Consider the following 24,232-nt stretch of genomic DNA (forward strand, 5'->3'; position numbering starts at 1 on the left):
AAACCGGGCCTCAGATCCCGGACGCGTCGGGGGTTCCCGCGTCGCCCTCGAGCGTCGCGTCGTCGGATCCGCCCGTCCCGGCGTCCGTCGCCGTGTCACCGGCGAGCTCGTCGGTGTCGTCGAGGTCCTCGAGCGCCGACAGCGCCGCGGCCTTGTACGTGGCGGGGTCGAGGTCGTACTCCTCGCGGGCCATCCGGGCGTACTCGTTCCCCTCGTCGTCGAAGGCGGCGACGCGCTCGATCGTTCTGTGGGCGGTCTCCGCGACCCAGCGGTCGCGGACGGCCGCGTCGACCTCCGTGATCGACTCGGGGCGGACCGACACGCGAACGGTGCCGTCGTCGGTCTCGTACGTCCGGGGCTTTCCCACGACCGCGACGTAGGCGGGCGGCTCCAGGTCCCGGAGCTTCGAGGCGGCCTCGGGCTGGTACTGGCCGGCGTAGACGAAGAACGTCCCCGTGGGGTCGACGATGCGCCCCCGCCAGTACTCGCTGTCCTCGCCGACGTCCTCCTTCTCCGTGAGGGTGCCGACGAAGAAGACGCGGTTCGAGGACTCGCCCGTCGGCAACAGCAGGTAGACGGGCGCGCGCTCGTCGTCCGATTCCTTGAACGTGTAGCCGGCGTCGTTGAACTCGCTCGCGAAAACGCGCCGGGCGACCTCTCGGGTGGGGGTTGACTGGCTCATCTCAGATCGACCTCGCTTCGATCAGCGCGCTCTCGACGTCGACCGCGCCGGGTTCTTCCATCTCGTCGACCAGGACATACCGGCCGAACGTCGGGCCGCTGACGCGGTAGTACCGGCCGAGGACGTCCTCGGCCATCTCCTCGGCGACGACGGTCGTGTCGAGCGCGTCCATCGCCATGTCCTTCGCCTCCTCCAAGCCCATGCCGGTGAGCTCCTCGGTGGCCTCGCGGTCGAAGATCACCTCGGTGACGGTCTCGCCGTCGTCGAGGACGCCCTTGATCCGGAGGTCGAACTCGCCGTCGACCTCGCCGTGTTCGGAACACCGCCCGTTCTGGAGGACGCGGGTACAGTCGTCCTCGGGACAGCGCTTGATCAGCCCGGAGCCGGACTGGATGTCGACGAGCGCGCCCTCGACGGTCTCGGCGTTGTCGCCGACCTCGATCTCCTCGTCGATCTCCGTGATCCCCGTCGTCCGGTTGAGTTTCACCGAGTAGCTACCCTCGTACTCGTCGGTGACGACGTTCGAGAGCTCGTAGGCCGTCCCCTCCTCCAACTCGGGGAGGTCGGAGGTCTCGAAGGCGACGAACTTGATCGTCCCGGACTCGTCGCCGACGAGCCCGACCTGCGAGATGGAGTCGCTACGAGGCTCCCAGAGGTCGACGAGCTTCACGCGCAGGTCGACCCACCGCTCGTCCTCGTCGATGTCGTTCACCTGGACCCGCTCTGTGCCGCCGCGGCCGAGCTCGTCGCGCTCCATTCCGGCGTCGTCGAGGTAACTGTTGGTGACGCTCCGACGCGCCTCCTCGAGCGGTACGCGGTACTCGTTGACCAGGTTCTCCAACCGCTCTTCGACTTCGTCGGGGCCCACCTCGAGGTGGTCCGAGAACTGTTCCGCTATCGCTTCCGCTTCCTGTCGCAGTTCGCTCATGGGTGTCTCGCCTCCGGTCGTGTTTCAATGGGAGGCGTACGACGGTTGGTTCCTCATGCTATTAAAACGACGGTGACCGCGGTGAAAGTGGCGCGCTGACGCCGATCGAACGACTCCGTCGGACCTTCGTCTGACGCTCGTCAGTCGTGCGCGGGCGTCGTTTCGAGTGGAACGCTCCCACGGCGACCGTTCACGTGGGCCGGTGACGCGGAAGGGTCGCCGGCCGTCACGGGGTCGGGACGGCGCTCGCGACATCGGCGGATCGCGACGCCGGCGGATCGCGGCGCCGACGGATCGTGGCGCCGGCGGATCGTGGCACCGGCGGATCGTGGCACCGGCGGATCGCGACGCCAACGGACCTATACTCCGGGCGACCGAACCGGGGGGTATGGACGACCGCCTCGAACGGGTGATCCGCCAGCAGCTCCGGAAGGCCGGCCGGCAGTTCGAGGAGGCCAAGCGGGCGTACGCGGAGGGCAGAGCGGACCCCGACGAGGAGAACGTCGGTGCGGAGCTGTACGACCTGCCGACTGACCGGGACGGGCGTGCGAGGATCGTCTGCCGGCGACACGCCGAGCGCCGGGCGGTGACCGTCGACGCCGAGGGGCGTCCCGAGTGTTTCGAGTCGGGTCACGCCGACTGCGAGGGGTGTGCGGAGGACGTTCGGGACGGCTACGTCGAGACGTGGTAACTCGCCTCGGGGTCTGGCCCCGATACACTCGCCCGCTCCGCCTGTAGAGCGCCGTAGGGCACCGCTCAGGGCGGATGCCTCGACCCCGGCCCGGGAGGTTTTATAGCCCGAGCGCGTGCGGAACGGTCATGCAACGGAAGACGGTCGCCGCCGCCCTGCTCGTCGTCGTCGGCGCGGGGCTGGTCGTCTCGGGGCTCCTCGGCGGGACCGTCCAACAGCCGGGAGCGGGCGAGGTCCCTGAAGCGTCGCTGATCGAAGTCGAGGGAGACTACGAGCTGTGGCCGTACACGAGCCGCAGCCGGTCCGTCTACGGACAGACCCTCGCGATCAACGTCGCGTTCCAGAACGACGCCGAGACGGTCGAGCGCGCCCTCACCGCGGACCCCGAGGCCGACTGGCAGGAGACGGACGAGACGGAGGCGACCGACGAGGACGGGCGCACGTCGCTCGTCGAGGACGAAAACGAAACGGAGCGAACGGAACCGATCGAGAGCGAGAACGCTTCGGCCCCCGTGCGAGACATCGTGGAGGGCAACTGGGAAAACGCCAGCGGCTCGAACCGGTACTCGTATTTCAGGGGACCCGACGGCGGCGTCTGGAAGGCGGTCACGTTCGAAGTCCACGACGGCACGTACCTGGGGACGCGCGATCACATACGGGCGTACGAGTCGCCCGACGGCGAGTACACCGCGGTACAGGTCCACGAGGAGTACTACGACTGGTTCCGCCTCCGTCACACCGTTCCCGCCATCGACGAGCCGGCGACCCGGCTCGAAGACGAGTTCATCGACAACCCGACCGTCGCGGAGGTCAGCCGGGAATACCGCGGGATCGAGGGCGGTCGGAGCGACGGCTGGCTCTCCGTGATCGAGCTGGCGTTGCTGCTCCCTGCAGTCGGGGCGCTGCTCCGACGACGGACCCGCGAGGCGGCGTGGGAAACGGCGAGCCGCTTGCGCCGCGAGGGGCGCCGGCACGGCGACGCGATGGTCCTCGGCGTGGCGGTGGCCGGGGTGTTCGTCTCGATCCGGCATCTCGGCGTCGCCATCGAGACCGCGTATCCGGAGCTCGCGCCGAAGGCCATCGCCGCGCCGCTGTACCTCGTGATCGCCGTCGGACTGCCGGCGCTCGTCGTCCGTGGGAGCCGACGGTCGGACCCGACCGCCGCGTTCCTCGCGGTCGTGTTGGGGCTCGGTACCGGGTTCGTCCTCGACTTCGCCGCGCTCGGGGTGGCGGTACCCCCCGGCCTGATCGTCCACCGTGTGGCGGTGCTCGCAGGGATCGGGCTGATCGCCGTCGGACGGGCCGAGGGCGACCGCTCGATCCTCGTCGCCGGCGCACTCGCGTGGATCGTCGGGCTCGCGCTCCCCCTGGCCGACGTGATATGAAGGTGCTACCCGATCCGAGGCTCCCACACCATAGAACTGATATAGCCTCGGAGATGAGACTGCCTGGAGAATGACGCGACGGATCAGTCGGCGTCAGGCGCTCGCAGGGATCGGACTCGCGGTCGGGAGCGCCGGCTGTGCCGGGCGAGCACGGAACCTCGCCGGGCGTGAGGGCTCCTCACAGCTCGTGTTGGAGATCCGGACCACGCCGGCCGACGAGGACCCGAACGGGATACGGGTCGCACGCGCGCTCGCCGAGAACTTGACCGCCGTCGGCGTCGACGCACGGATCGAGACGATGAACGGGACCGACCTCCACCGAACGGTGCTCCTCAACCACGACTTCGACGTGTACGTCGGCCAGTACACGGAGGTGCTCCCGTTCGATCCCGACGTCCTCTACGGCCTCACCCACTCGAAGTTCACCGCCGAGGCGGGGTGGCAGAACCCGTTCGGCTTGACCGACCTCGACATCGACGAACTCCTCGACGATCAACGGGACGCGGACGGTTCGGACCGCCCCGCGATCGTCTCCGACCTCCAGGAGTCGGTGTGTGAGAAACAACCGTTCACCGTCGTCGCGTTCCCGGACGCGCTGGCGGCGGCGCGGACGGACCGGTTCGTCGGTTGGGAGACGGAGCCGCCGATATCCGCGAGCGGACTGATATCTCTCGATTACGTCGGAGAAGAGACCGAAGACGACGACGAGCCGGTCACCCTTCGTCTCACGACCACGGACGGACGCATCTCCGAGAACTGGAACCCGCTCGCCGTGGAGTACCGCCGGTACGGGACGTTCATGTCGCTGCTGTACGACCGGCTCGCGATCGCCGACGACGGGACCACGGTCCCGTGGCTCGCTCGCGAGTGGGAGCGGGTCGACTCGGAGACCATCGAGGTCGAGCTGTGGGACTCGACCTGGCACGACGGCGAACCGGTGACCGCGGAGGACGTCGCGTTCACGTACGCCTTCCTTCGTGACACCGCGATGGGGAGCACCGAGACGCCCGTTCCCGCCCCGCAGTTCCGCGGACGCGGGTCGATCGTGGAATCGACCACCGTCGTCGACGACTCGACCGTTCGACTGGTCGTCGGAGCGGCCGACGAGGGGGTCGCCGAACGGGCACTACAGGTCCCGATACTCCCGGAACACGTCTGGGCCGACCGGGCCGAGACGGCGACGGTCGGCGGGTTCGAGTTCGACATCGAGGCCACGGAGGCGCTCGTCACGGCCAACGAGGACCCCGTCGGTAGCGGTCCCATGCGGTTCGTCGAGTCGACACCCGACGAGCGGGTCGTCTTCGAACGGAATCCCGATCACTTCCTCGTTCGATCCGGCCCGGAGGACGACGAGGACGCGGAGGACGGCTCGACGACGGGGATCGATTCCGAGGGACCGAGCCTCGATCCGTACCGCGGGAAGCCCGATTTCGACCGCCTCGAGGTCTCGATCGTCGGATCTGACGTCTCCGCGGTACAGTGGGTCGCCGACGGATACGCCGACGGGACGGTCTCGAACCTCGGACCGGACTCGGTCCCCCGGATCGGCCGCGAAAACGAAACCCGCCTCGTGAGCGCGCAGTCGGCCGCGTTCTACTACGTGGGGTACAACGCGCGACGCGCGCCGCTTTCGAACCCACGGTTCCGCGGGGTCGTCGCGTCGCTCGTGGACAAGTCGGCGCTCGTCGACGACGCGTTCTCCGGGTACGCCCGACCGGCCACCAGTCCGCTGGCGATGTCTCCCGAGTGGGTCCCCGAGGCGCTCGAGTGGGACGACGACCGGGAGAAGGACCCCGTCCACCCGTTCCGCGGGGAGGACGGGTCGCTCGACGTGGAGGCGACACGCGAGGTGCTTCGGGAGATCGGGTACCGATTCGACGAGTCGGACAGACTACTCGCGCGGGAGCAATGATCCCGCCGACCCTGGTCGTCGCGAGCACACCGCTGATCCCGGTCGTTACGAGCGTGCTGTTCTGGGTGGTCGCGATGTGTCTCGTCGCCGGGGTCGCCGTCGTCGGACCGTGGCGGCTGTACGGCGTCGGCGGGAACCTCGTTCCGTACCTCCGCGAGTCGCGCCGGGAGATCGTCGCCCTGCTCGTCGTGCTCGCCGTGAGCGGGATCGGTCGGCCCGCGCTCCAGTCGATCTCGGAGGTGTTCGGCCTGCGGCTGACGGGCGCAATCTTCGCGCTGGAGGGGAACTTCGTCGCGTGGCTCCAGGGGACCTTCCAGAGCCCGCAACTGACGCTGTACTTCTCGTCCATCTACGTGTTCGGATACGCGTTCCTGCTCATCTTCCCGTTCATCGCGTACGCCGCGCTACCCGAGTCGACGATGATAAAGCGGCTGATCGTGGCGTACACGCTCAACTACGCGCTCGGACTCGTGTTGTACACCCTCGTGTTGGCGTACGGTCCGCGGAACGTGATGCCCGACGCCGTGACCTCGCTTCTGTACACGTTCAACCCGGACTTCCAGACGCTCACCGGGCAGGTGAACGTCGAGACGAACGTGTTCCCCTCGCTTCACACCTCGCTGTCGGTGACGGTCGCGACCTTCGCCGCGCTCACGCACGGAACGTATCCCAGATGGACGCCGGTCGCCTGGTGGATCGCCCTCTCGGTGGTCGTCTCGACGATGTACCTCGGGATCCACTGGCTCACGGACGTGGTCTTCGGGACCGCGCTCGCGCTCGGCTGTGTGTACCTCTCGTACCAGTACGTGGACGCGATCGAGGGCGGTGAGGAAACCGTCGAGGAACACCCCGAGGACGACACGGTCGAGGAACACCCCGAGGGCGAGTCCGCCTGAGCGCGGTCGACCCGACTACGCGCCCTCGACGAGCTGTCGGAGCTGCTCGGGCGGGACCGCGCCGCGGGCGGCGTGGCCGTCGTACGCGAACGTCGGAACCCCGGTGACCCCCCGCCGGCGCGCCTCGTCGAACAGCGCCGAGACCTCCCCGCGGAGCGCGTCGTCCTCGAGCGCGGACCGGGCCTCGTCGGCGTCGACGCCGGCGTCAGCTACGAGGTCGACGAGGAGGTCGCGGTCACCGATGTCCTCGCCCTCCCGCCACAGCGCGGCGAAGACGGCCTCGTCGAACGCGAGCCACGTGTCGTACGGGTAGTGTTCGTTCACGTAGTAGGAGAGGACCTGTGCGTCGAGCGAGTCCACGTCGGTCGCGAGCTCGAGGGTCATCTCGACGTCGTACTCCGCCTGGAGCCGGCGGACGTTCTCTTTCGCCTGCGCGTAGTAGTCGTCGTCCTTGCCGTCGTCGACCGACGTATCGATCGTCCCGTCCGGTCGTCGTTTCCCGCTCCGGAGGTCGAACGGGTGCCAGTCGATCCGCAACTCGTCGTCCGCGTCGCGCGTCTCCCGGTACCTTTCGAGGGACTGCCGGCCCAGGTAACAGAACGGACAGACGTAGTCGGAAAACACCGTGACGGTGACCGCCTCGGCGTCGGGATCGGAGTCGCTCATGCCCCGGTTCGGGGCTCGAGCCGGAAAGCCCGTTCGACGGCGGCGATCGCCACCGACTAGTACAACCGGAGAATACACTCCGGTCATGTCCGAACCCTACGACCCCGTCTCCCCGCCCGTCGCGTTGACGATCGCCGGCAGCGACAGCGGCAGTGGGGCAGGGATCCAGGCGGACCTGAAGGCGATGACGACTCACGGCGTCTTCGGGACCACGGTCGTGACGGCGACGACCGCCCAGAACACCCGCGGCGTCCACGACGTGACCCCGCTGTCGGCCGACCACGTGGCCGCCCAGTACGACGCGGTCGTCGACGACTTCGCCCCCCGCGCGGTCAAGACCGGGATGTTGGCGACGCGCGAGGTCGTCGAGGCGGTCACGGGGAGACTCGGAGGGTTCCCGGGGCCGGTCGTCGTCGACCCGGTGATGGTGGCCGCGACCGGCGACCGCCTGCTGTCGGCGGCGGCGGAGGCGGCCTACGACGACCTGGTCGCGGCGGCGACGCTCGTCACGCCCAACGCCGACGAGGCGGCGGTCCTCGTCGACGACGCGGTCGAGACCCCCGCCGACGCCGCGGCCGCCGGGCGGACCCTCGTCGACCGCGGGGCCGACGCGGCGCTCGTGAAGGGCGGGCACCTCGACGACGCGGACGGCCGGGGGGCGTCCGGCGAGGGGACCGTGGTCGACACCCTCGTGATCGGCGGGGGGGGAGGGGACGACCCCCGCGTGCGACGGATCGAGAACCCGCGGGTCGACACGGACGCGACCCACGGCTCCGGCTGTGTCCTCTCGAGTTCGATCGTCGCGCGGCTGGCCCGCGGCGAGCCGCTGGAGGCGGCCGTCGTCGCCGCGGTCGACGGCATGGGCGAGGCGATCCGGCGCGGCTACGACGTGGGGACGGGCCCCGGGGCGGTGAACCCGACGGTCATGGACGTCATCGACGGCCGGGCCGGGGACGACCCGTAGGGTTTTAGCTGTCGACGGCGGGAGTACGAGTATGCCAACGGGGATCGTCGGGGAGTTCCTCGAACTCAAGGCGGGCACGGACGCCGACGTCCTCGCGATGCAGTGTGGCGACTTCTACGAGTTCTTCGCCGACGACGCCGAGCTGGTCGCCGACGAACTCGACTTAACGGTCTCCCAGAAGTCCTCGCACGGGTCGTCGTACCCGATGGCGGGCGTCCCGCTCTCGGAGCTGACGCCGTACCTGAAGGCGCTCGTCGAGCGGGGGTACCGGGTCGCGGTCGCGGACCAGTACGAGACGGACGACGGCGGCCACGCGCGGGAGGTGACCCGGGTCGTCACGCCGGGGACGCTCCTCGAGACCAGCGACGACGACGCGCGCTACCTGGCGACGGTCGTACACGGCGGCGAGGGCGTCGGACGTGGAAGCGACCGCGACGCCGACGGCGACGACGGCCCCTACGGGGTCGCGTTCGCGGACGTCACCACCGGGCGGTTCCTCGCCACGGCAGTCGACGACCGAAGCGACCTCCGGGCGGAGCTGTACCGGTTCGACCCCGCGGAGGTGGTGCCCGGCCCCGCCCTCCGGAACGACGACGCGTTCCTCGCCTCGATCCGCGAGGACCTCTCCGGCTCCGTCTCCGTCTTCGACGCGGAGGCGTTCGCGCCGGGGCGGGCAACCCACGAAGTCCGCGAGCAGTTCGGGGCGGCGACCGCCGACAGCGTCGGGCTCGACTCCGAACCCGCGAGGCGGGCGGCCGGCGCGGCGCTGGCGTACGTCGCGGAGACGGGTGCGGGCGTGCTCGCGTCGATGACGCGCCTGACGGCGTACGGCGCGAGCGACCACGTCGAACTCGACGCGACGACCCAGCGAAACCTCGAGTTGACGGAGACGATGCGCGGGGAGACGGCGGGGTCGCTTTACGCCGCCGTCGACCACACGGTCACCGCCGCGGGCGGGCGGCTGCTCCGCGAATGGCTCACGCGGCCGATACGCGACCGCGAGGAGCTGGACCGCCGGCTCGACGCGGTGGAGGCGTTGGCGTCGGCCGCGCTCGCTCGCGACCGGCTCCGTGAGACGCTCGGGGACGCGTACGACCTCGAACGGCTGGCAGCCCGGACGACGAGCGGGAGCGCGGGCGCACGGGAGCTCTCGTCGGTCCGGGACACCCTCGCCCTGCTCCCCGCGCTCGCGGAGGCGATCGAGGGGACGGAACTCGCGGACTCGCCGGTCACAGCGGTCCTCCGGCGGCCGGACCGCGACCGCGCCCGCGACCTCCACGGCGAGCTGGAGGGTGCGCTCACGGCGGACCCGCCGAAGACGAAGACGGAGGGCGGGATCTTTCGGACGGGGTACGACGACGAGCTCGACGACCTCATCGAGCGCCACGAGACCGTCCTCGAGTGGCTCGACACGCTCGCCGAGCGCGAGAAGCGGGAACACGGGCTCAGCCACGTCACGGTCGACCGGAACACGACGGACGGCTACTACATCCAGGTCGGCAAGTCCGTGGCGGACCGGGTGCCGGAACACTACCGGGAGATCAAGACGCTGAAGAACTCGAAGCGGTTCGTCACCGACGAGCTGGAGGAGCGCGAACGCGAGGTGCTCCGGCTCGAGGAGGCCCGAAGTGACCTGGAGTACGAGCTGTTCGAGGCGCTTCGCGAGCGGGTCGCCGAGGCAGTGACGCTGTTACAGGACGTCGGCCGGGCGGTCGCCGAGCTGGACGCGCTCGCGTCGCTCGCGACCCACGCAGCGGGAAACGACTGGACGCGCCCGACGCTCGCGGAGTCGCGGACCCTCTCGATCGAGGCGGGCAGACACCCGGTGGTCGAGCGGACGACCGATTTCGTGCCGAACGACCTCGAGCTCGACGCGGAGCGCGGCTTCCTGATCGTCACGGGCCCGAACATGAGCGGGAAGTCGACGTACATGCGGCAGGCGGCGCTGATCCAGTTGCTCGCGCAGACGGGGTCGTTCGTCCCCGCTCGGGCCGCCGAGGTGGGCCTCGTCGACGGGATCTACACCCGGGTCGGCGCGCTCGACGAGCTGGCACAGGGCCGGTCGACGTTCATGGTCGAGATGCAGGAGCTGTCGAACATCCTCCACTCGGCGACGGAGGAGTCGCTCGTGATCCTGGACGAGGTGGGCCGCGGCACCGCCACCTACGACGGGATCTCCATCGCGTGGGCAGCGACGGAGTACCTCCACAACGAGGTTCGCGCGCGAACCCTCTTCGCCACGCACTACCACGAGCTGACGACGCTCGCGGACCACCTCCCGCGCGTCGAGAACGTCCACGTCGCGGTCGACGAGCGCGACGGCGACGTGACGTTCCTCCGGACGGTCCGGGAGGGGCCGACGAACCGGTCGTACGGCGTCCACGTCGCGGACATCGCCGGCGTCCCGGAGCCGGTCGTCGACCGCGCGGGTCGGGTCCTCGACCGCCTGCGCGAGGAGAAGGCGATCGAGGCGAAGGGCAGTTCGCGGGACGGGGGCAGCGGGACGAGACAGGTCGTCTTCGACCTCTCGACCGGGTCGTTCGCGGGAAGCGGGGATGGGGAAGCCAGCGCGCGAAACGGTGGAGACGGCGACCGGAGCGACGGGGGCGACGCCGGCGACCGCGGGAACGGACCGGCCGGCACGACGGCGTCCTCCGTCGGGGAAACGGCGGAGTCGGCGGAGTCACCGGAAACGGCGGAGTCGGCGGAGTCACCGGAAACGGCGGAGTCGGCGGAGTCGACTGAGTCGGCGGAATCGACTGAATCGGTCGAACTCGACGCGGAGACGCGTGCGGTCATCGAGGAGCTGACCGACGTCGACGTCACAGCGACCGCACCGGTGGAGTTGCTCTCGCGCGTCAAGGAGTGGCAGGACCGGCTGGAGTGACGTTGGTCGGTTCCCCGTGGTCGACCCGTCCGGACGAACGACGCGAGCGTCTGACGTAAGAACTAATGTGCGACCTCGTCGTAACACTGTTATGGGAATTATGAGCAAGATCCTCGGCGGGGGCGGACAGCGCTCCGTCGACGACTACGTCGAACTCGACATAGACGACTTCGCCGAGGCGAAAGGGGAGGCGGGGATGACGGTACACATCGCGGAGATCGGCGACCAGAGCGACGTCATCCCGATCAAGGACGCGGTCTACGACGGCGACTTCGTCATCGCGGACATCACCCGCCACTCCACGTCGGACCGGACGGTGGAACACATCATCGACGAGCTCCGCCAGGTGGCCGAGGAGGTCGACGGCGACATCGTCCAGAAGGGGGACGACCAGCTCGTGTTGACGCCGACCGGCGTGACCATCTCGCGGCAGAAGCTCTCGTGAGGGCGCCACCCGGCCGTCGACGTCTCGGCGGCCGAACCGTGTCATATATGCCGTCCTCGCGTCCATAGTAGGCTGAATGGACGATCCGGTCCTACTCACAGGCGCGGGCGGGCGGGTCGGCCAGGCCATCCTCGACGGCATCGGCGAGGAGTACGATTGGCGGCTCCTCGACCGCGAGCCGATCCCGGCCGCGAAGGTCCCGGACCGGGTGACGGACGCCGACCAGTACGTCGCCGACATCACCGACGAGCGCGCCGTCCGCGAGGCCATGACGGGCGTGAACGCGGTCATCCACCTCGCGGGCGACCCGCGGAAGACCGCGCCGTGGGAGTCCGTCCTCCGGAACAACATCGACGGGACGCAGGTGGTGATGCGCACGGCCGCCGAGGCCGGCGTCGAGAAGTTCGCGTTCGCCTCCTCGAACCACGCCGTCGGCGGCTACGAGACCGACGACCGGACCCCCGACCTCTACCGTCCCGACGACGACTACCGGCTCGACGGCGAGGAGCTCCCCCGGCCGGGGAACCTCTACGGCGTCTCGAAGGCGACGGGCGAGTTCCTCGGGCGGTACTACCACGACGAGACCGGGATGGCCGTCGTCTGCGTCCGCATCGGCAACCTCACCAAGGACCACCCGCCGCGCGAGTACGAGCGCGGCCAGGCGATGTGGCTCTCACACGGCGACTGTGCGCACCTCTTCGACCGGTGTCTCCGGGCGGAGTACGGCTTCGAGATCGTCTACGGGATCTCCGACAACGACCGGAAGTACTACTCGATCGAGCGCGCCCGCGAGGTCCTCGGCTACGACCCGCAGGACAACTCCGCGAACTACACCTTCGAGGGCGAACCGATCGGCGAGGACCCGCCGACCGACGAGCCCTGACACCCCCGCTCACTCGAACAGGCTCGAGACGTCCCGGCGCTTGCGACGGTCGCGGTCGACGTGGTCGGCGATCCGCGCCGCGATCTGCGGGCGCGCCTCCGGCCGGCGGAGATACGCGAACACCAGCTCCGTGACCTCCGTCCGGCCCGTCCCGCGTTCCTCGCGCGCGAGCACGACCGCGGCCGACATCGTTTCCTCGTCCCCGGCGTCGACCGCGGCCGCCAACGCCGGCGCGGCCGAGAGCGTCGCTGTGAGGTCCAGGTCCTCGAACTCGACAGCTGTCCCGTCGATCCGGAGCGATGGGAGGTCGACGGCGGCCGCTTCCGGATCGGCAACCGTCGCTTCGGGGTCGTCGGCGAGCCGTCGGCACCACTCGCGGACGAGCTCGAGCTCGATCCCGCGGGACTCCTCGTCGAGCCCGTCCAGGAGACGTAGGGCACGTGTGGCGTGGTCCACGACGGCGGACCGGTCCCCGTTTCTCGCGTGGTCGGCTGTGGTCGCGACCGCAACCAGTCCGCGACGGAGCCGCTGGTCCGCGGGTTCGGTATCGGCGACGGCAGCGTCGGCGCCGGCAAAGTCGGCGTCGGCAACGTCGGCGTCGGCAACGTCGGCAGCGTCGGCGCCGGCAACGTCGGCGCCGGCAACGTCGGCGTCGGCAACGCTCGCGATCCGCGCCGACTGCCACCGATCGCGCGCGGCGAGGGCGTGCCCGGCGTTGAACAGCGCGACCCCCGCCTCGAACACGGCGTCGACCGCTTCGTCGCGTTCGTCGGCGGTCCCGCAACCGTCCGTGTGGTTGCTGTCGCCGTTGTCGCCACTGTCGCCGCGGTCGCCGCGGTCGTCGCTGTCGCCGCGGTCGTCGCTGTCGCCACTGTCGTCGCGGTCGCCGCCGTCGTCGCGGGAACCGTGCTCGTCGCGGTCGCCACTGTCGTCGCGCGTCACGTCGAGCGCCTCGGTCGTGGACGAGCATAAACCCCGAGTTCGACCGTCGCAGAACCAACATAGTAATCTGCTGAGAATACAATAATACGATAGACGTGTCAAGTAGCCTCCTTCCGGTCGTCGCGGTCGTCCTCGTTTCGGGGCTTGGCGTACAGTTGCTCGCACACCGGTTGAAGCTTCCGAGCGTCGTCTTCTACCTCGTGATCGGGGTCGTCCTCGGTCCCGAGCTACTCGGGCTCGTAACCCTTGACACGTTCGGGAACGGCCTCGAGATCATCGTCGGCCTGAGCGTCGCGATCATCGTCTTCGAGGGGGCGTTCGCGCTCCGGATCGACCGGATCCGGCGTGCGTCGACGGTCTCGCTCCGGCTCGTCACGGTCAGCGCGGTCGTGATGTTCGTCGGAACCACGCTGGCGGTTCGGCTCCTCGAGGGAGCGACCTGGGAGATCGCGTTGCTGATCGGGGCGTTGCTCGTCGCGACCGGCCCCACGGTCATCACGCCGATACTCACCGTCGTCCGCGTCAGGGACCACGTGGCGACGGCGCTGGAGACGGAGGGGATCGTCAACGACGTGACCGCGGCGATCGTTGCCGTGGTCGTCTTCGAGACGTTGCTACTCGACGACCTCGGCGTGCCCGCGACGTTCCTCTCCTTCCTCCAGCGGTTCGGTACCGGCGTCGCTGCGGGGGTACTCGGGGCGGGCGTCATCTACCTGCTTTTGAACAGCGAGTTGGTCCCCGAACGCGACGTCCAGGCGTCACAGTTCCTCGTGTTGGCCGCGGCGGTCGGGTCGTTCGCGGCCGCCGAAGTCGTCGCGGCGGAGGCGGGCATCGCCGCGGCGGCGACGAGCGGGATACTGCTCGGCAACGCCGACATCGACAACAGGGAGGAGATCGAGCGGTTCGCGGAGAACACGACGCTGATCGTGCTCTCGTTCGTGTTCATCTCGCTGGCCGCGCTGATAGACGTCGAGGCGATACTCGGGCTCGGCGTCGGCGCGATCGGGCTCGTTCTCGTCGTCATGCTCGTGTTACGTCCGCTGGGGGCGTTCATCGCCACGGTCGGCGTCGAGCGGTTCACGCGGCCGGAGCGGCTGTTCATCGCGGCTGTCGGCCCGCGCGGGATCATCCCGGCGAGCGTGGCGACGCTGTTCGCCATCGAGCTGGAGTTGGCGGGCAACGTCGCTGCCGGACAGCTACTCGTCGGGACGGTGTTCGCCGTCATCTTCGCGACGGTCGCGGTCGAGGCGGGGCTGGCGCGGCAGATCGGCGAGTACCTCGGAGTGTCACCAATGCGTACGATAATCATCGGCGGGGGTCGGATCGGCCAGGCGCTCGCCACACGACTGGAGAACAGGGGCGAGTTCGTCGTCCTCGTCGAGATCGACGAGGACGTGGTCGAACGCGCGCGTGCCGAAGGATACACCGTTCGCGAGGGCGACGGGAGCGAGGCGGAGGCGTTGCGCAAAGCGGGGATCGAGGACGCCAAACGGTTCGTCACGACGACGGCCGACGACGACATCAACCTCCTCGCGTGCCAGCTCGCGATCACCAAGTTCGACGTCGAATCGGCGTACTCCCGGGTGAACCAGCCGGAGAACGTCGACGCGTTCGAGAGCATCGGCGTCAAGGCAATCGACGCCACGACGGCGACCACGGTGGCCATCGACGACGAGATCGAACGCCCGGCGCTCACCCACTGGATGAACGAGCTCGGCGACGACCACGACGTCCAGGAGGTCGAGGTGACCTCCGAGCGGCTCGCCGGAAAGAGCATCCGCGACCTCAACGCGGAGATCCCCGACGGGACCTTCGTCGCCGTCGTCAGCCGCGACGGCGAGAACCACGTTCCCACCGCGGACAGCGTGCTCGAGTACGGCGACCACGTCACGTTCATCGGGGACGCCGACGCCGTCAAGCAAGCGATGAGCCGGTTCCACCCACACGACTGATCGGCGTCGCCGGCGACGTTCTCGTCGAGGCCCACGCGTCTGAAAGAACCGTCCTGACGGAGTCCTACGCGAGCGGCGTAGCTCGCCGGTTGGTGTGTCCGAAAACGTCCTGACGGAGTCCTACGCGAGCGGCGCAGCCGCGAGCGTAGGGCACGTCAGGACGCGAACGCCGAAGCAGGTGCTCCGCGAAGCGGAGCGCCTGCGAGAAGTGAGCGTCCTGACGGAGATTTGAACTCCGGTCCCTGGCTCCGCAAGCCAAGAGGATAGTCCACTACCCTACCAGGACTCGACTACACCTACCGCCGAGATACTTAAGACGGTTACGGTCCGGCGTGCGCCGTGTCCGACGGTCGCACGGACCGGTCGCGGACCCGCCGAAGCGCCGAGGTCGGGTGAACGTTTTTGTACCGAACCGGGACGATGGGGTGGTATGGCGAGGGATCACGGTGCCGGAGCGCGGGGAGAAGGGGCGGTCGACGACGGCGCGGAAACGGCGCAAGGACAACGCTTATCCGCGGAGTCGACGACCCTACGAGGTACGCGTATGGGAGCCATAGAGGACGTCTACGAGGACCTCGAAACCGACGTCGAGTTCGAGGAGTTCGCGGCCGCCGTCGAGGACAAAGTCGAGCAGATGGGCGGGCTCGCCGACGAGGAGACCGCCGCGATGCTCATCGCGCACGAGCTCCGCGACGAGGAGGCCGACACCATCGCCGACATCGAGCCCGGCATGAACGACGTGAAGTTCCTCGGGAAGGTGACCTCCATCGGCGACGTCCGCACGTTCGACCGCGACGGCGAGGACGACGAGGGACGGGTCTGTAACGTCGACGTCGCGGACGCCTCCGGCTCCGTCCGGGTCGCCCTCTGGGACGAGATGGCGACCGCGGCCGAGGAGGAGCTGGAGGTCGGCCAGGTGCTCCGGGTCATGGGCCGGCCGAAGGAGGGGTACAGCGGCCTCGAGGTGAGCGCGGACAAGGTCGAACCGGACGAGGACGCCGAGGTCGACGTCCAGGTGCTCGACACCTACCGCGTCGAGGACCTCTCGCTTGGCGCGTCCGACGTCGACCTGGTCGGGCAGGTGCTCGACACCGACTCGGTCCGGACGTTCGACCGCGACGACGGCAGCGAGGGGCGGGTGGCGAACCTCACCGTCGGCGACGAGACGGGCCGGGTCCGGGTCACCCTGTGGGACGAGAAGGCCGACCTCGCCGAGGCGTTCGAGGCGGGCGAGGTGGTCGAGGTGGGCGACGGCTACGTCCGCGAGCGCGACGGCGACTTAGAGCTCCACGTCGGGGACCGCGGCACCGTCGACCGCGTCGACGAGGACGTCGAGTACGTCCCCGAGACGACCGACATCGCCGATCTGGAGATCGGTCAGACCGTCGACATCGCGGGCGGGGTCATCGAGACTGACCCGGTCCGGACGTTCGACCGCGACGACGGCTCCGAGGGACAGGTCCGGAACGTCCGGATCAAAGACGGGACGGGCGAGATCCGCGTCGCGCTGTGGGGCGACAAGGCGGACCGCGATATCGACTTGGCCGACCGCGTCGTCTTCACCGACGTGGAGATCCAGGACGGCTGGCAGGACGACCTGGAGGCGTCGGCGAACTGGCGGTCGACCGTCTCCGTACTCGACGGGGCGGGTGACGGAGCAGGGGGCGGACGGGCGACCGACGGCTCGACGGCCGGCGCCGCGGACGCGACGAACGCGACGGCGGCCGACACGGGGTTGGACGCCTTCGGCGACTCGGCGGGACCGGCCGACTCGGCGGGAACAGCCGACTCGACGGGAACAGCCGACGGGGCCGAAGCGGTCACGGACGGCGACGGTACCGTGACGGCGCCCGCCGACGCCGGACCCGCGGACGACGTGGAGTTCACGGGAACGGTCGTCCAGACGGGGGACCCGGTCGTGTTGGACGACGGCGAGCGGACGAAAAGCGTCGAGACGGACGCGAGCCTGCGGCTCGGCGAGGAGGTCACGGTTCGCGGCCCGGAACGCGACGGGACGATCCACGCCGAGGACGTGTTCTGAAGGCGCGTCGTCGAGACGAAACGACCTGCTGAGTGGCTTCGAGGCCGGCTTTCGGACGCGTAGACGCGAGTAACGGAAAGCGTTATACGGTGGACGACCCCGACTGTGTGTATGAGTGTCGAGTTGCCGTTCGCGCCGGTCGATACGATCATCCGGCGGAACGCCGGCGAGCTCCGGGTCAGCGCCGACGCGGCCGAGGAGTTGGCCCAGCGGATCCAGTCGCACGGCGCGGAACTGGCGATCGACGCGGCCGAGCGGGCGACGGCCGACGGACGGAAGACGCTGATGGCGTCGGATTTCGGCGTCGAACAGGTCATCTCCCGCGAGGAACTGTCCCTTCCCGTCGCACCCATCGACCGGATCGCGCGGCTCCGGATCGACGACCGGTATCGGGTCGGCGTCGACGCGCGGATCGCGCTGGCGGACATCCTCGAGGACTACGCCGACAACGTGGCGGGCGCCGCAGCGACGCTGGCTCGCCACGCGGACCGCCGGACCGTACAGGCCGAGGACATCGAGACGTACTTCGCGTTGTTCGAATAGATGCGCTTCGGCTACAGCGAGCGGTGTCTCGACCACGACACGGGCGATCGACACCCTGAGAACCCGGACCGGTTGCGCGCGATCCGGCGGGGCCTCACGAAGCGACACGCCGTCGAGTACACCGAGGCGTCGCCGGCGACCCGCGAAGCGGTGACCGCGGTCCACGACGACGACTACGTCGACGAACTCGAGGCGTTCTGTGCGGACGGCGGGGGCAACTGGGACCCGGACACGGTCGCGGGCGAGGACACGTGGGACGCCGCGCTCACGGCCGCCGGACTGGCGCAGTGGGCGGCGGACACAGCGCTCGACGGCGAGACCGGTCGAAAGACCCCGTTCTCGATCGGTCGGCCGCCGGGCCACCACGCGGTCACCGCCGACGCGATGGGGTTCTGTTTCTTCAACAACGCCGCGGTCGCGGCCCAGCACGTCATCGACGCCGACCGCGCCGGCCGGGTGGCGATCCTCGACTGGGACGTCCACCACGGAAACGGCACCCAGGACATCTTCTACGACCGGGGGGACGTGCTGTACGCGTCGATCCACGAGGACGGGCTCTATCCGGCGACCGGCGAGATACCCGAGACGGGCGAGGGCGACGGCGAGGGGGCGACGGTGAACCTCCCGCTGGCGGCCGGTGCGGGCGACGCCGACTACTGTTACGCGATCGACGAGGCGATCGGGCCGGCGTTCGACCGCTTCGGTCCCGATCTCGTGATCGTCTCGGCGGGATTCGACGCCCACCGCCACGACCCGATCTCCCGGATGCGCGTCTCCTCGGAGGGGTACGCGCTGTTGACCGACCGGGTCCGAACGATCGCCGACGACCTCGACGCCGCGGTGGCGTACGTACTCGAGGGGGGATACGGCCTGGACACGCTCGCCGAGGGCGTCTCGATGGTTCACGAGACCTACGACGGACGCACGCCGGTCGAACCGGACGGCGACGTCGACGGGAAGACCGAAGACCGCGTCGACGACCTCCGATCGACGCTCGGGCTGTAGGCGGAACGGAGTCCGGCGGAGAGAGAGCGTTCCCGCGACGCGTTCCGCGAGCACCCGTCGGTCTTGATGGCCGACGGCGTCCGCCCCCGACGTGACACGCTACTCCAGGACGTGCTGGGTGTCGTACGCCTACTCCAGGACGTGCTGGGTGTCGTACGAGCCGAGGACGCGGACCCAGCCGTTGTGGGCGATGGCCTCGACGTCCTCGACCGCCTTCGCCATGTGGTCCTCGTAGAGCCCGGCGTCGACGTCGAAGTGGAAGAGGTAGTCACCGAGCCGCTCGCCGCTCGGGCGCGATTCGATCCGCGAGAGGTTGAGGTTGCGGTCGGCGAAGGACTCCAACAGTTCCAACAGGAGCCCGGGGTAGTTCGCGTTCGGGTAGACGACGAGCGTCGTCTTCCCGCCGGCGTCCGAGCGGGCGCTCTTCGGGCCGACCACGAGGAAGCGGGTCGCGTTCGAGGTCCGGTCCTGGATGTCCTCGGCGAGGATCTCGAGGTCGTCTCCAGCGTTGTCCGGGTGGCCGATCCCGGCGATCCGAGCGTCCTCGCGGGCGCGTTCGACCCCGCGGGCGGTCGAGGCGACCGCCTCCAACCCGACGGAGGGATAGTTATCCTCCAACCAGTTGCGACACTGCGCGAGCGCCTGCGAGTGGCTGGCGACGAGGTCGAACTCCGGCGACTGTGCGAGCAGCGCGTGTCGGATCGGGGTGACGACTTCGCGGGTGACCGCGACGTCGTGGTCGGCGAGCGCGTCGAGGCTCTCGGAAACCGACCCCTCGATGCTGTTCTCGATGGGGACGACCCCGCGCTCGAACTCGCCGCTCGCGACGGCGTCGACGATGGCGGTGACGGACTCTCGGAACGACACCTCGGCGGCGACGGCCCGCGCTGCACGGTGGGAGTACGTGCCGGCGGGACCGAGCGTGACGGCGTTCATCGCCCGGACGTAGACGCCCGGGCGCGAAAAGCGTGGTGGGACGCGCGCCGTGAAGCGTCGGGAGTCGCCCCGACGGTCCCTACAGGAGACCGGGGTCCTCGTCGCGCCGCTGGAGCCACACGAACTCGCCCGAGTCGAACGCGAACGCCACGGTCTCCCCGTTTATCCACCCGTCGAGGACGGCCTCGGGCGGGGCCGAAACATCCAGCTCCCGCGTCCACACCCGGCCGTCCGCGTCGACCGCGACCGCCTCGCCGTCCCGGCCGACGTAGTACGCTCGCCCCCCGTCGACGACGAGGGATCGGTGGCGCTCTGCGCCGGGAGCCCCTCCCGCGCGCCACAGCGGATCGCCGGACCGCCGGTCGAGGACCCGGGTCTCACCCCGACTCACGACGGCGACGCGGTCCCCGATCGGTCGCAGTGGGACGCGTCCGTCCCCGACGTCGGTCCGCCACGCCTCCTCGCCGTTCGGGCGGGAGCGCGCGACGACCGCCTCGCCGTCGCGACACAGGACCAGGTCGCCGTCGACCGCGAGCAATGGGCGGGTTTCGGTCTCGTACCGCCACCGACGGGACCCGTCCGGCGCAAGCGCGACGACCGTCTCGCCCGCGACGGCGACGACCCCGTCGGGACCGGCCGGTCCCCCGCCCCACAGACCGACGACGGGGCCGGACGGGTCGAGCGAGTCGGACAGGTCGACCGTCCACGCCACGCGGCCCTCGCGAACGGCGACCACTTCGGCGTCGACCGCGACGTACGCGCCGTGAGCGTCGGCCGCGATCGGGCGAGCGGCGTCCGGCTCGTCGGAATCCGGCCGGTCTTCGTCCGATCCGTCCGCGTCCGATCCGCCCGCGTCCGTCGGCTCCGCGGTCACGTCGGCGAGCGACGCCCGCCAGTCGGGCGTGTCGACCCGCCGGGAGGGGCCGTCCCCGTCGTCCATTCGTCCCCCGTCGTCCATTCGTTCCCCGTCGTCCGTCCCGTTTCCGTCGTCCGTCCCGTTTCCGTCGTCCGTCCCGTTTCCATCGCCCGTCCCGTTTCCGTCGTCCGCGTCGGCTGTGCCGTCCTCGTTCGCCATCGTCCCCGACCCGTCCGGCGGCGTGATCGCGACGACGCCGCCGAGCTCGCGGAGGTACACCCGGTCGGTCGTCGGGCCAGCCGCCACCCCGACGCTACGCTCCGCGTGTCGGAACGACCACCGCAGGTCCGCGTCGCGGTCGACCACGTCGACGGCGGTGCGCTCGCCCTCGAACGGCGAGTCACCCGACTCGGCGAACACGATCCGGTCCCCGGTCGTCGCGTGGCCGTGCCAGCCGGCCATGAAGACGCTTGCCCCGCCCACGAACTCCGTCCGTCGAACGTCGCCGCCGCCGTAGGCGTACCCGCAGCCGGCGAGCGCCGCGGTCGTCCCCGTCGCGAGCGTAGCGAGGAGCGTCCGGCGGTTCATTCGAGCTCCCCCGCCATCTCGCGGAGCCGGTCGATCCGGTCTGCCGTCGGCGGGTGGGTGGCCGGGAAGACGTCCGTCGACACCAGCTCCGCGTCGGTGAACGCCCGACCCTCGAGCGGCGCGACGTACAGCGCCTCCGCGCCGCCGTCGAGCGACCGGAGGTCGCGGTCGGGAACGTCGGCCATCCGGTCGTCGAGTTTCCGGAGCGCGCTCGCGAGTGCGGTCGGATCGCCCGTGATCGCCGCCGCGCCCCGGTCGGCCGTGTACTCGCGGTACCGCGAGAGCACCCGGTGGACGAGCACGCTCGCTGCCCAGAAGGTCGCCGAGACCGCCAGCGTGACGAGGGCGGTGACGATCAGGACGAGCAGTGCCTTCGCCGCACCGTCGCCGCGGTTCCGCGACCCGCCGCCGTGACCCATCGCCCGTGCGACCCCGTAGAGGACGTACGCGGTCGCGACCGCGAGGTAGTAAGTGACCGTCGGCAACAGCCACGCCACGGTCATCACGGTGGCGTCGTCGTTGGCAACGTGTGAGACCTCGTGGGCGAGGGTCGCCTCGAGCTCCCGGTCGTCGAGCGTCTCGAGCAGTCCGGTGGTGACGACGACGGCCGCGCCGCGGGGCCCCTGGACCGCCATCGCGTTCGGCGCGTCGTTGTGGGTGACCGCGACCTCCGGCGGGTCGATGTCGGCGGCCTGCGCCAGCCGGGTGACGCGTGCGTGGAGGTCGGGGTACTCGTCGGCGTCGACGCGACGGGCCCCGACGCTACCGAGCACGACGTCGGGTCCCTTCCAGACGTGAAGCGCCAGCCCGCCGGCGACGACGACGACCGCGAAGAGCGGGTCGACGTACACCCGGCCGTGGTAGGGACCTGCGCCCTGTGACTCGAAAAGCGGGATCAGGACCGCGTTCGTCACGAACACGAACGTGTAGATGAACGCGAACGGGAGGACGACGACCAGTCCGGTCGCGATCAGGACGCGACGCCGGAGGCTGGGGTCCTCGGGGAGGGCGGAGGGCATCGCTCGTGCGTTTCGAACGGAACGGCAAAAATCCCCGGTGAGGCGAGCGGCGAGTACGCCGGCGGGCTCGACCGGACCGTATGTCCGGCCGACGCCCTACGCGACCGGCGTCCGTTCGACGACGGTTCCGTTCACGGTCGGGTACTGCTCGACGATCTCGCCCTCGGCGAGGTCGCCGTCCTCGACCATCTCCTCTAAGAGCCACCAGGCGACCTCGACGTGGTTCGTCTTGACCGTGTAGAACTCCTCGGGGACGCCGAGCGCCTCGAAATGCTCGGGGTCGGCGAACGCCTTCCCGTAGACGAGCGTGCCGTCGTCGGTGACCTCGTCGAACTCGCGGCGGACGTTCCGAGCCATCCGCTTGAGGCGGTTACGGTGCTGGGCGGCGTCTTTGAACACCGACGTACAGAAGTACACCTTCTCGTGGGAGGCCATCTCCTCGACGATCGCGGCGTCCTTCGACCCCTCGACGGCGGACATGTGGCCCTCCTGAAGCTCGAATCCCTCCGCTTGCATACGACGGTAGTTGCCGTCGCTCATCTCGAACTCGTTGACGTTACAGAACTCCGCCGCGCCCTCGTCCAAGAACTCCAAGAACTCCGGCTCCGCGCGAATTCCCGGGATCTCGAAGGCGGGCGTGAGCCCCTCCTCGCGGGCGACGTACAGGATCTCTTCCCACTCGGTGCCGTGCATGTCGCCCCACAGCTCCAGGGGCGGGTGGAAGCGGATCTCGTCGAGACCGGCCTCGCTGAGCCGGCGCATGTTCTCGCGGCCGCCCGTGATCCCGGTGTAGAGGTGCGTGTGGTGGTCCTCGCCGAACTCGTCTTTCAGCAGTTCGAGGTACCGCGTCGTCTTCGCCATCGCCTCCTGTGGCTCCCCGCCCGTGATCGAGGTGCCGAGCGCGCTCATCCGTTTGGCCTCCTCGATCACGTCCTCGTCGGACTCCACCCTCCGCTCGTTGGCGTACACGTCCGTGACGTTCTTCCGGTTCTCCCCCAGGGGGCAGTAGAAACAGTCCCGCTGGTCGCAGTAGCCGTAGACGAAGAGCACCATCTTCCCGCCCTTGGCGCACTGTTCACAGCCCTTGGAGATCATCTACGCCCCTATACCGCCCGTGGCCTCAAAAAGCGTCCGAACTCCGCACGCCCGGGAGAGCCGTTCTCACGGGGGCCGGAGTCGCGGGGGCCGACCCGGTCGCGGACACAAGATATGTACCTCCGGCCCGTCGAACGGGGGACATGGATCGACCGTCGAACGACGAGGAGACGCGAGACGACGCCCCGCGGACCACGGACGCTTCGATCACTCGTCGGCGAGCGCTCGCCGTCGGAGGCGCGCTCGGGATCGCCGGGCTCGCGGGCTGTACCGCGCTCGACGTCGTGACCGGGGATCCGGCCGAGTTCGAGGCCGGCACCGCGACGGTGGCCGACGCGACCCTCGACGAGAGCGGGTACGAACTCAACGAGGTCTCCGAGCAGTCGGTGTCCCGGGAGGTCGAGGTGGTCGGGACGACCCGGGAGGTTCGGGTGATCAACCGGGTCGCGGAGTACGACAAGGCCGTCGAGGTGCTCGGCGAGCGCTACCAGGCGGCGGTGTTCGCGGTCCTCGCGACGCCGCGGATCGAGGTGCTCGGACGGGCGGTCAACCCCATCGGCGACCTCGACGCCGAGGAGCGTGTGGAGCTGATCGCGGAGCGGTACGAGAACGTCGGCTCGCTCGAACGGGGGTCCGAGTACACCACGACCGTTCTCGACACGGACGCCGACGTGGTCGTACACACCGCCGACGGCGAGATCGAGGGGACGGGCGTGAGCACCGAGTTCGAGTTCCACGTCGCCGAGGCGGTCGAGGCAGGCGACGACTACGTCGTCCCGATGGCCGCCTTCCCCGCGTCGTTCGGGGACGGCGAGGACGTCCGCCGGATGTTGAACGGGATCGAACACGACCCGGCGTAGCGACTGCGTCGGAACGACGGCTCGTCACGGGAACGCACGACGTCAGCCGTGGGTCA

Annotated in this window: 22 protein-coding genes and 1 tRNA gene; 14 read left to right on the forward strand and 9 right to left on the reverse strand. The window is 69.7% G+C overall.

From position 1 onward, the window contains the following. Positions 1–10: 10 nt before the first annotated feature. Positions 11–682 (reverse strand): RPA family protein, encoded by a 672-nt coding sequence (locus DQW50_RS09320; protein ID WP_112079012.1) that lies wholly within the window; start codon positions 680–682, stop codon positions 11–13. A 1-nt stretch (position 683) separates the two neighbouring features. Further along, entirely contained in the window at positions 684–1,610 is a 927-nt protein-coding gene (locus tag DQW50_RS09325; RefSeq protein ID WP_112079013.1) for a replication factor A, read from the reverse strand. Between the two features lie 388 nt (positions 1,611–1,998). Between DQW50_RS09325 and DQW50_RS09330 the strand changes: the two genes are divergently transcribed. The 4 genes from DQW50_RS09330 to DQW50_RS09345 all read left to right on the forward strand — a co-directional run bounded on the left by DQW50_RS09330 (position 1,999) and on the right by DQW50_RS09345 (position 6,494). Then, on the forward strand, positions 1,999–2,301 hold the full coding sequence (locus DQW50_RS09330) for a hypothetical protein (protein ID WP_112079014.1): 303 nt from the start codon (positions 1,999–2,001) through the stop codon (positions 2,299–2,301). A gap of 128 nt (positions 2,302–2,429) precedes the next feature. Next, on the forward strand, positions 2,430–3,686 hold the full coding sequence (locus tag DQW50_RS09335) for a DUF3488 domain-containing protein (protein ID WP_112079015.1): 1,257 nt from the start codon (positions 2,430–2,432) through the stop codon (positions 3,684–3,686). 70 nt (positions 3,687–3,756) lie between these two features. Then, on the forward strand, positions 3,757–5,598 hold the full coding sequence (locus DQW50_RS09340) for an ABC transporter substrate-binding protein (protein ID WP_112079016.1): 1,842 nt from the start codon (positions 3,757–3,759) through the stop codon (positions 5,596–5,598). Then, positions 5,595–6,494 (forward strand): phosphatase PAP2 family protein, encoded by a 900-nt coding sequence (locus DQW50_RS09345; RefSeq protein WP_112079017.1) that lies wholly within the window; start codon positions 5,595–5,597, stop codon positions 6,492–6,494. The genes DQW50_RS09340 and DQW50_RS09345 overlap by 4 nt, the downstream gene beginning before the upstream one ends. A 15-nt stretch (positions 6,495–6,509) precedes the next feature. On the opposite strand, the gene DQW50_RS09350 is transcribed toward DQW50_RS09345, so the two are convergent. Further along, positions 6,510–7,160: a DsbA family protein gene (locus DQW50_RS09350; protein ID WP_112079018.1), complete on the reverse strand. Its 651-nt coding sequence runs from the start codon at positions 7,158–7,160 to the stop codon at positions 6,510–6,512. 85 nt (positions 7,161–7,245) lie between these two features. On the opposite strand from DQW50_RS09350, the gene thiD reads away from it, so the two are divergent. From thiD to azf, 4 genes are all read left to right on the forward strand, one after another. After that, positions 7,246–8,124 (forward strand): bifunctional hydroxymethylpyrimidine kinase/phosphomethylpyrimidine kinase, encoded by an 879-nt coding sequence (thiD, locus tag DQW50_RS09355; RefSeq protein WP_112079019.1) that lies wholly within the window; start codon positions 7,246–7,248, stop codon positions 8,122–8,124. Positions 8,125–8,155: 31 nt separating this feature from the next. Beyond that, positions 8,156–11,011, forward strand: a complete 2,856-nt coding sequence (gene mutS / locus DQW50_RS09360) for a DNA mismatch repair protein MutS (protein ID WP_112079020.1) — start codon at positions 8,156–8,158, stop codon at positions 11,009–11,011. A 91-nt stretch (positions 11,012–11,102) separates the two neighbouring features. Beyond that, positions 11,103–11,456, forward strand: a complete 354-nt coding sequence (gene sepF / locus DQW50_RS09365; protein ID WP_112079021.1) for a cell division protein SepF — start codon at positions 11,103–11,105, stop codon at positions 11,454–11,456. 76 nt (positions 11,457–11,532) lie between these two features. Continuing rightward, positions 11,533–12,339 (forward strand): NAD-dependent glucose-6-phosphate dehydrogenase Azf, encoded by an 807-nt coding sequence (azf, locus tag DQW50_RS09370; protein ID WP_112079022.1) that lies wholly within the window; start codon positions 11,533–11,535, stop codon positions 12,337–12,339. A gap of 9 nt (positions 12,340–12,348) precedes the next feature. Here the strand turns inward: azf and DQW50_RS09375 are convergent, their stop codons facing one another. Beyond that, entirely contained in the window at positions 12,349–13,281 is a 933-nt protein-coding gene (locus DQW50_RS09375) for a DUF309 domain-containing protein (protein WP_241964387.1), read from the reverse strand. A gap of 95 nt (positions 13,282–13,376) precedes the next feature. On the opposite strand from DQW50_RS09375, the gene DQW50_RS09385 reads away from it, so the two are divergent. After that, positions 13,377–15,233, forward strand: a complete 1,857-nt coding sequence (locus DQW50_RS09385) for a cation:proton antiporter (protein ID WP_112079023.1) — start codon at positions 13,377–13,379, stop codon at positions 15,231–15,233. Between the two features lie 94 nt (positions 15,234–15,327). Then, positions 15,328–15,465 carry a hypothetical protein gene (locus tag DQW50_RS17865; protein WP_157964857.1) on the forward strand — a complete coding sequence of 46 codons (138 nt, stop codon included), beginning with the start codon at positions 15,328–15,330 and terminating at the stop codon, positions 15,463–15,465. On the opposite strand, the gene DQW50_RS09390 is transcribed toward DQW50_RS17865, so the two are convergent. Then, positions 15,447–15,519: transfer RNA gene (locus DQW50_RS09390), tRNA-Arg, on the reverse strand. The genes DQW50_RS17865 and DQW50_RS09390 overlap by 19 nt on opposite strands. Before the next feature lie 258 nt (positions 15,520–15,777). On the opposite strand from DQW50_RS09390, the gene DQW50_RS09395 reads away from it, so the two are divergent. The 3 genes from DQW50_RS09395 (at position 15,778) to DQW50_RS09405 (ending at position 18,822) form a co-directional block, all read left to right on the forward strand. Beyond that, the gene (locus DQW50_RS09395) at positions 15,778–17,274 is read left to right on the forward strand and encodes a single-stranded DNA binding protein (protein ID WP_112079024.1); all 1,497 of its coding nucleotides are present in this window, start codon (positions 15,778–15,780) and stop codon (positions 17,272–17,274) included. Between the two features lie 111 nt (positions 17,275–17,385). Continuing rightward, positions 17,386–17,817, forward strand: coding sequence for a histone (locus tag DQW50_RS09400; protein WP_112079025.1), 432 nt, complete (start codon positions 17,386–17,388; stop codon positions 17,815–17,817). After that, positions 17,818–18,822, forward strand: coding sequence for a histone deacetylase (locus tag DQW50_RS09405; protein WP_112079026.1), 1,005 nt, complete (start codon positions 17,818–17,820; stop codon positions 18,820–18,822). Positions 18,823–18,951: 129 nt separating this feature from the next. Here DQW50_RS09405 and pheA read toward each other — a convergent pair whose 3' ends face one another. From pheA to DQW50_RS09425, 4 genes are all read right to left on the reverse strand, one after another. Continuing rightward, on the reverse strand, positions 18,952–19,758 hold the full coding sequence (pheA, locus tag DQW50_RS09410; RefSeq protein WP_112079027.1) for a prephenate dehydratase: 807 nt from the start codon (positions 19,756–19,758) through the stop codon (positions 18,952–18,954). A 79-nt stretch (positions 19,759–19,837) separates the two neighbouring features. Beyond that, positions 19,838–21,202, reverse strand: a complete 1,365-nt coding sequence (locus DQW50_RS09415) for a PQQ-binding-like beta-propeller repeat protein (RefSeq protein ID WP_112079028.1) — start codon at positions 21,200–21,202, stop codon at positions 19,838–19,840. Then, a complete protein-coding gene (locus tag DQW50_RS09420; RefSeq protein ID WP_112079029.1) occupies positions 21,199–22,221 on the reverse strand; it encodes a M48 family metalloprotease in 1,023 nt (340 codons plus the stop codon). The genes DQW50_RS09415 and DQW50_RS09420 overlap by 4 nt, the downstream gene beginning before the upstream one ends. A 96-nt stretch (positions 22,222–22,317) precedes the next feature. Beyond that, a complete protein-coding gene (locus tag DQW50_RS09425; protein ID WP_112079030.1) occupies positions 22,318–23,316 on the reverse strand; it encodes a radical SAM protein in 999 nt (332 codons plus the stop codon). A 143-nt stretch (positions 23,317–23,459) separates the two neighbouring features. Here DQW50_RS09425 and DQW50_RS09430 point away from each other — a divergent pair, with 143 nt between their 5' ends. Further along, positions 23,460–24,176 (forward strand): DUF6517 family protein, encoded by a 717-nt coding sequence (locus DQW50_RS09430; protein WP_112079031.1) that lies wholly within the window; start codon positions 23,460–23,462, stop codon positions 24,174–24,176. The last annotated feature ends 56 nt before the right edge of the window (positions 24,177–24,232 follow it).

The sequence above is a fragment of the Halorubrum sp. 48-1-W genome (assembly GCF_003287355.1).
In the GTDB taxonomy this organism is placed as follows: domain Archaea; phylum Halobacteriota; class Halobacteria; order Halobacteriales; family Haloferacaceae; genus Halorubrum.

Coding starts and splice junctions, on each gene's coding strand:
- DQW50_RS09325 (WP_112079013.1), bottom strand. CDS start 1,610: ATGAGCGAACTGCGACAGGAAGCGGAAGCGATAGCGGAACAGTTCTCG.
- sepF (WP_112079021.1), top strand. CDS start 11,103: ATGGGAATTATGAGCAAGATCCTCGGCGGGGGCGGACAGCGCTCCGTC.
- DQW50_RS09320 (WP_112079012.1), bottom strand. CDS start 682: ATGAGCCAGTCAACCCCCACCCGAGAGGTCGCCCGGCGCGTTTTCGCG.
- pheA (WP_112079027.1), bottom strand. CDS start 19,758: ATGAACGCCGTCACGCTCGGTCCCGCCGGCACGTACTCCCACCGTGCA.
- DQW50_RS09420 (WP_112079029.1), bottom strand. CDS start 22,221: ATGCCCTCCGCCCTCCCCGAGGACCCCAGCCTCCGGCGTCGCGTCCTG.
- DQW50_RS09415 (WP_112079028.1), bottom strand. CDS start 21,202: ATGAACCGCCGGACGCTCCTCGCTACGCTCGCGACGGGGACGACCGCG.
- DQW50_RS09340 (WP_112079016.1), top strand. CDS start 3,757: ATGACGCGACGGATCAGTCGGCGTCAGGCGCTCGCAGGGATCGGACTC.
- thiD (WP_112079019.1), top strand. CDS start 7,246: ATGTCCGAACCCTACGACCCCGTCTCCCCGCCCGTCGCGTTGACGATC.
- DQW50_RS09330 (WP_112079014.1), top strand. CDS start 1,999: ATGGACGACCGCCTCGAACGGGTGATCCGCCAGCAGCTCCGGAAGGCC.
- DQW50_RS09395 (WP_112079024.1), top strand. CDS start 15,778: ATGGGAGCCATAGAGGACGTCTACGAGGACCTCGAAACCGACGTCGAG.
- DQW50_RS09400 (WP_112079025.1), top strand. CDS start 17,386: ATGAGTGTCGAGTTGCCGTTCGCGCCGGTCGATACGATCATCCGGCGG.
- DQW50_RS09350 (WP_112079018.1), bottom strand. CDS start 7,160: ATGAGCGACTCCGATCCCGACGCCGAGGCGGTCACCGTCACGGTGTTT.
- mutS (WP_112079020.1), top strand. CDS start 8,156: ATGCCAACGGGGATCGTCGGGGAGTTCCTCGAACTCAAGGCGGGCACG.
- DQW50_RS09425 (WP_112079030.1), bottom strand. CDS start 23,316: ATGATCTCCAAGGGCTGTGAACAGTGCGCCAAGGGCGGGAAGATGGTG.
- DQW50_RS09345 (WP_112079017.1), top strand. CDS start 5,595: ATGATCCCGCCGACCCTGGTCGTCGCGAGCACACCGCTGATCCCGGTC.
- DQW50_RS09430 (WP_112079031.1), top strand. CDS start 23,460: ATGGATCGACCGTCGAACGACGAGGAGACGCGAGACGACGCCCCGCGG.
- azf (WP_112079022.1), top strand. CDS start 11,533: ATGGACGATCCGGTCCTACTCACAGGCGCGGGCGGGCGGGTCGGCCAG.
- DQW50_RS09405 (WP_112079026.1), top strand. CDS start 17,818: ATGCGCTTCGGCTACAGCGAGCGGTGTCTCGACCACGACACGGGCGAT.
- DQW50_RS09335 (WP_112079015.1), top strand. CDS start 2,430: ATGCAACGGAAGACGGTCGCCGCCGCCCTGCTCGTCGTCGTCGGCGCG.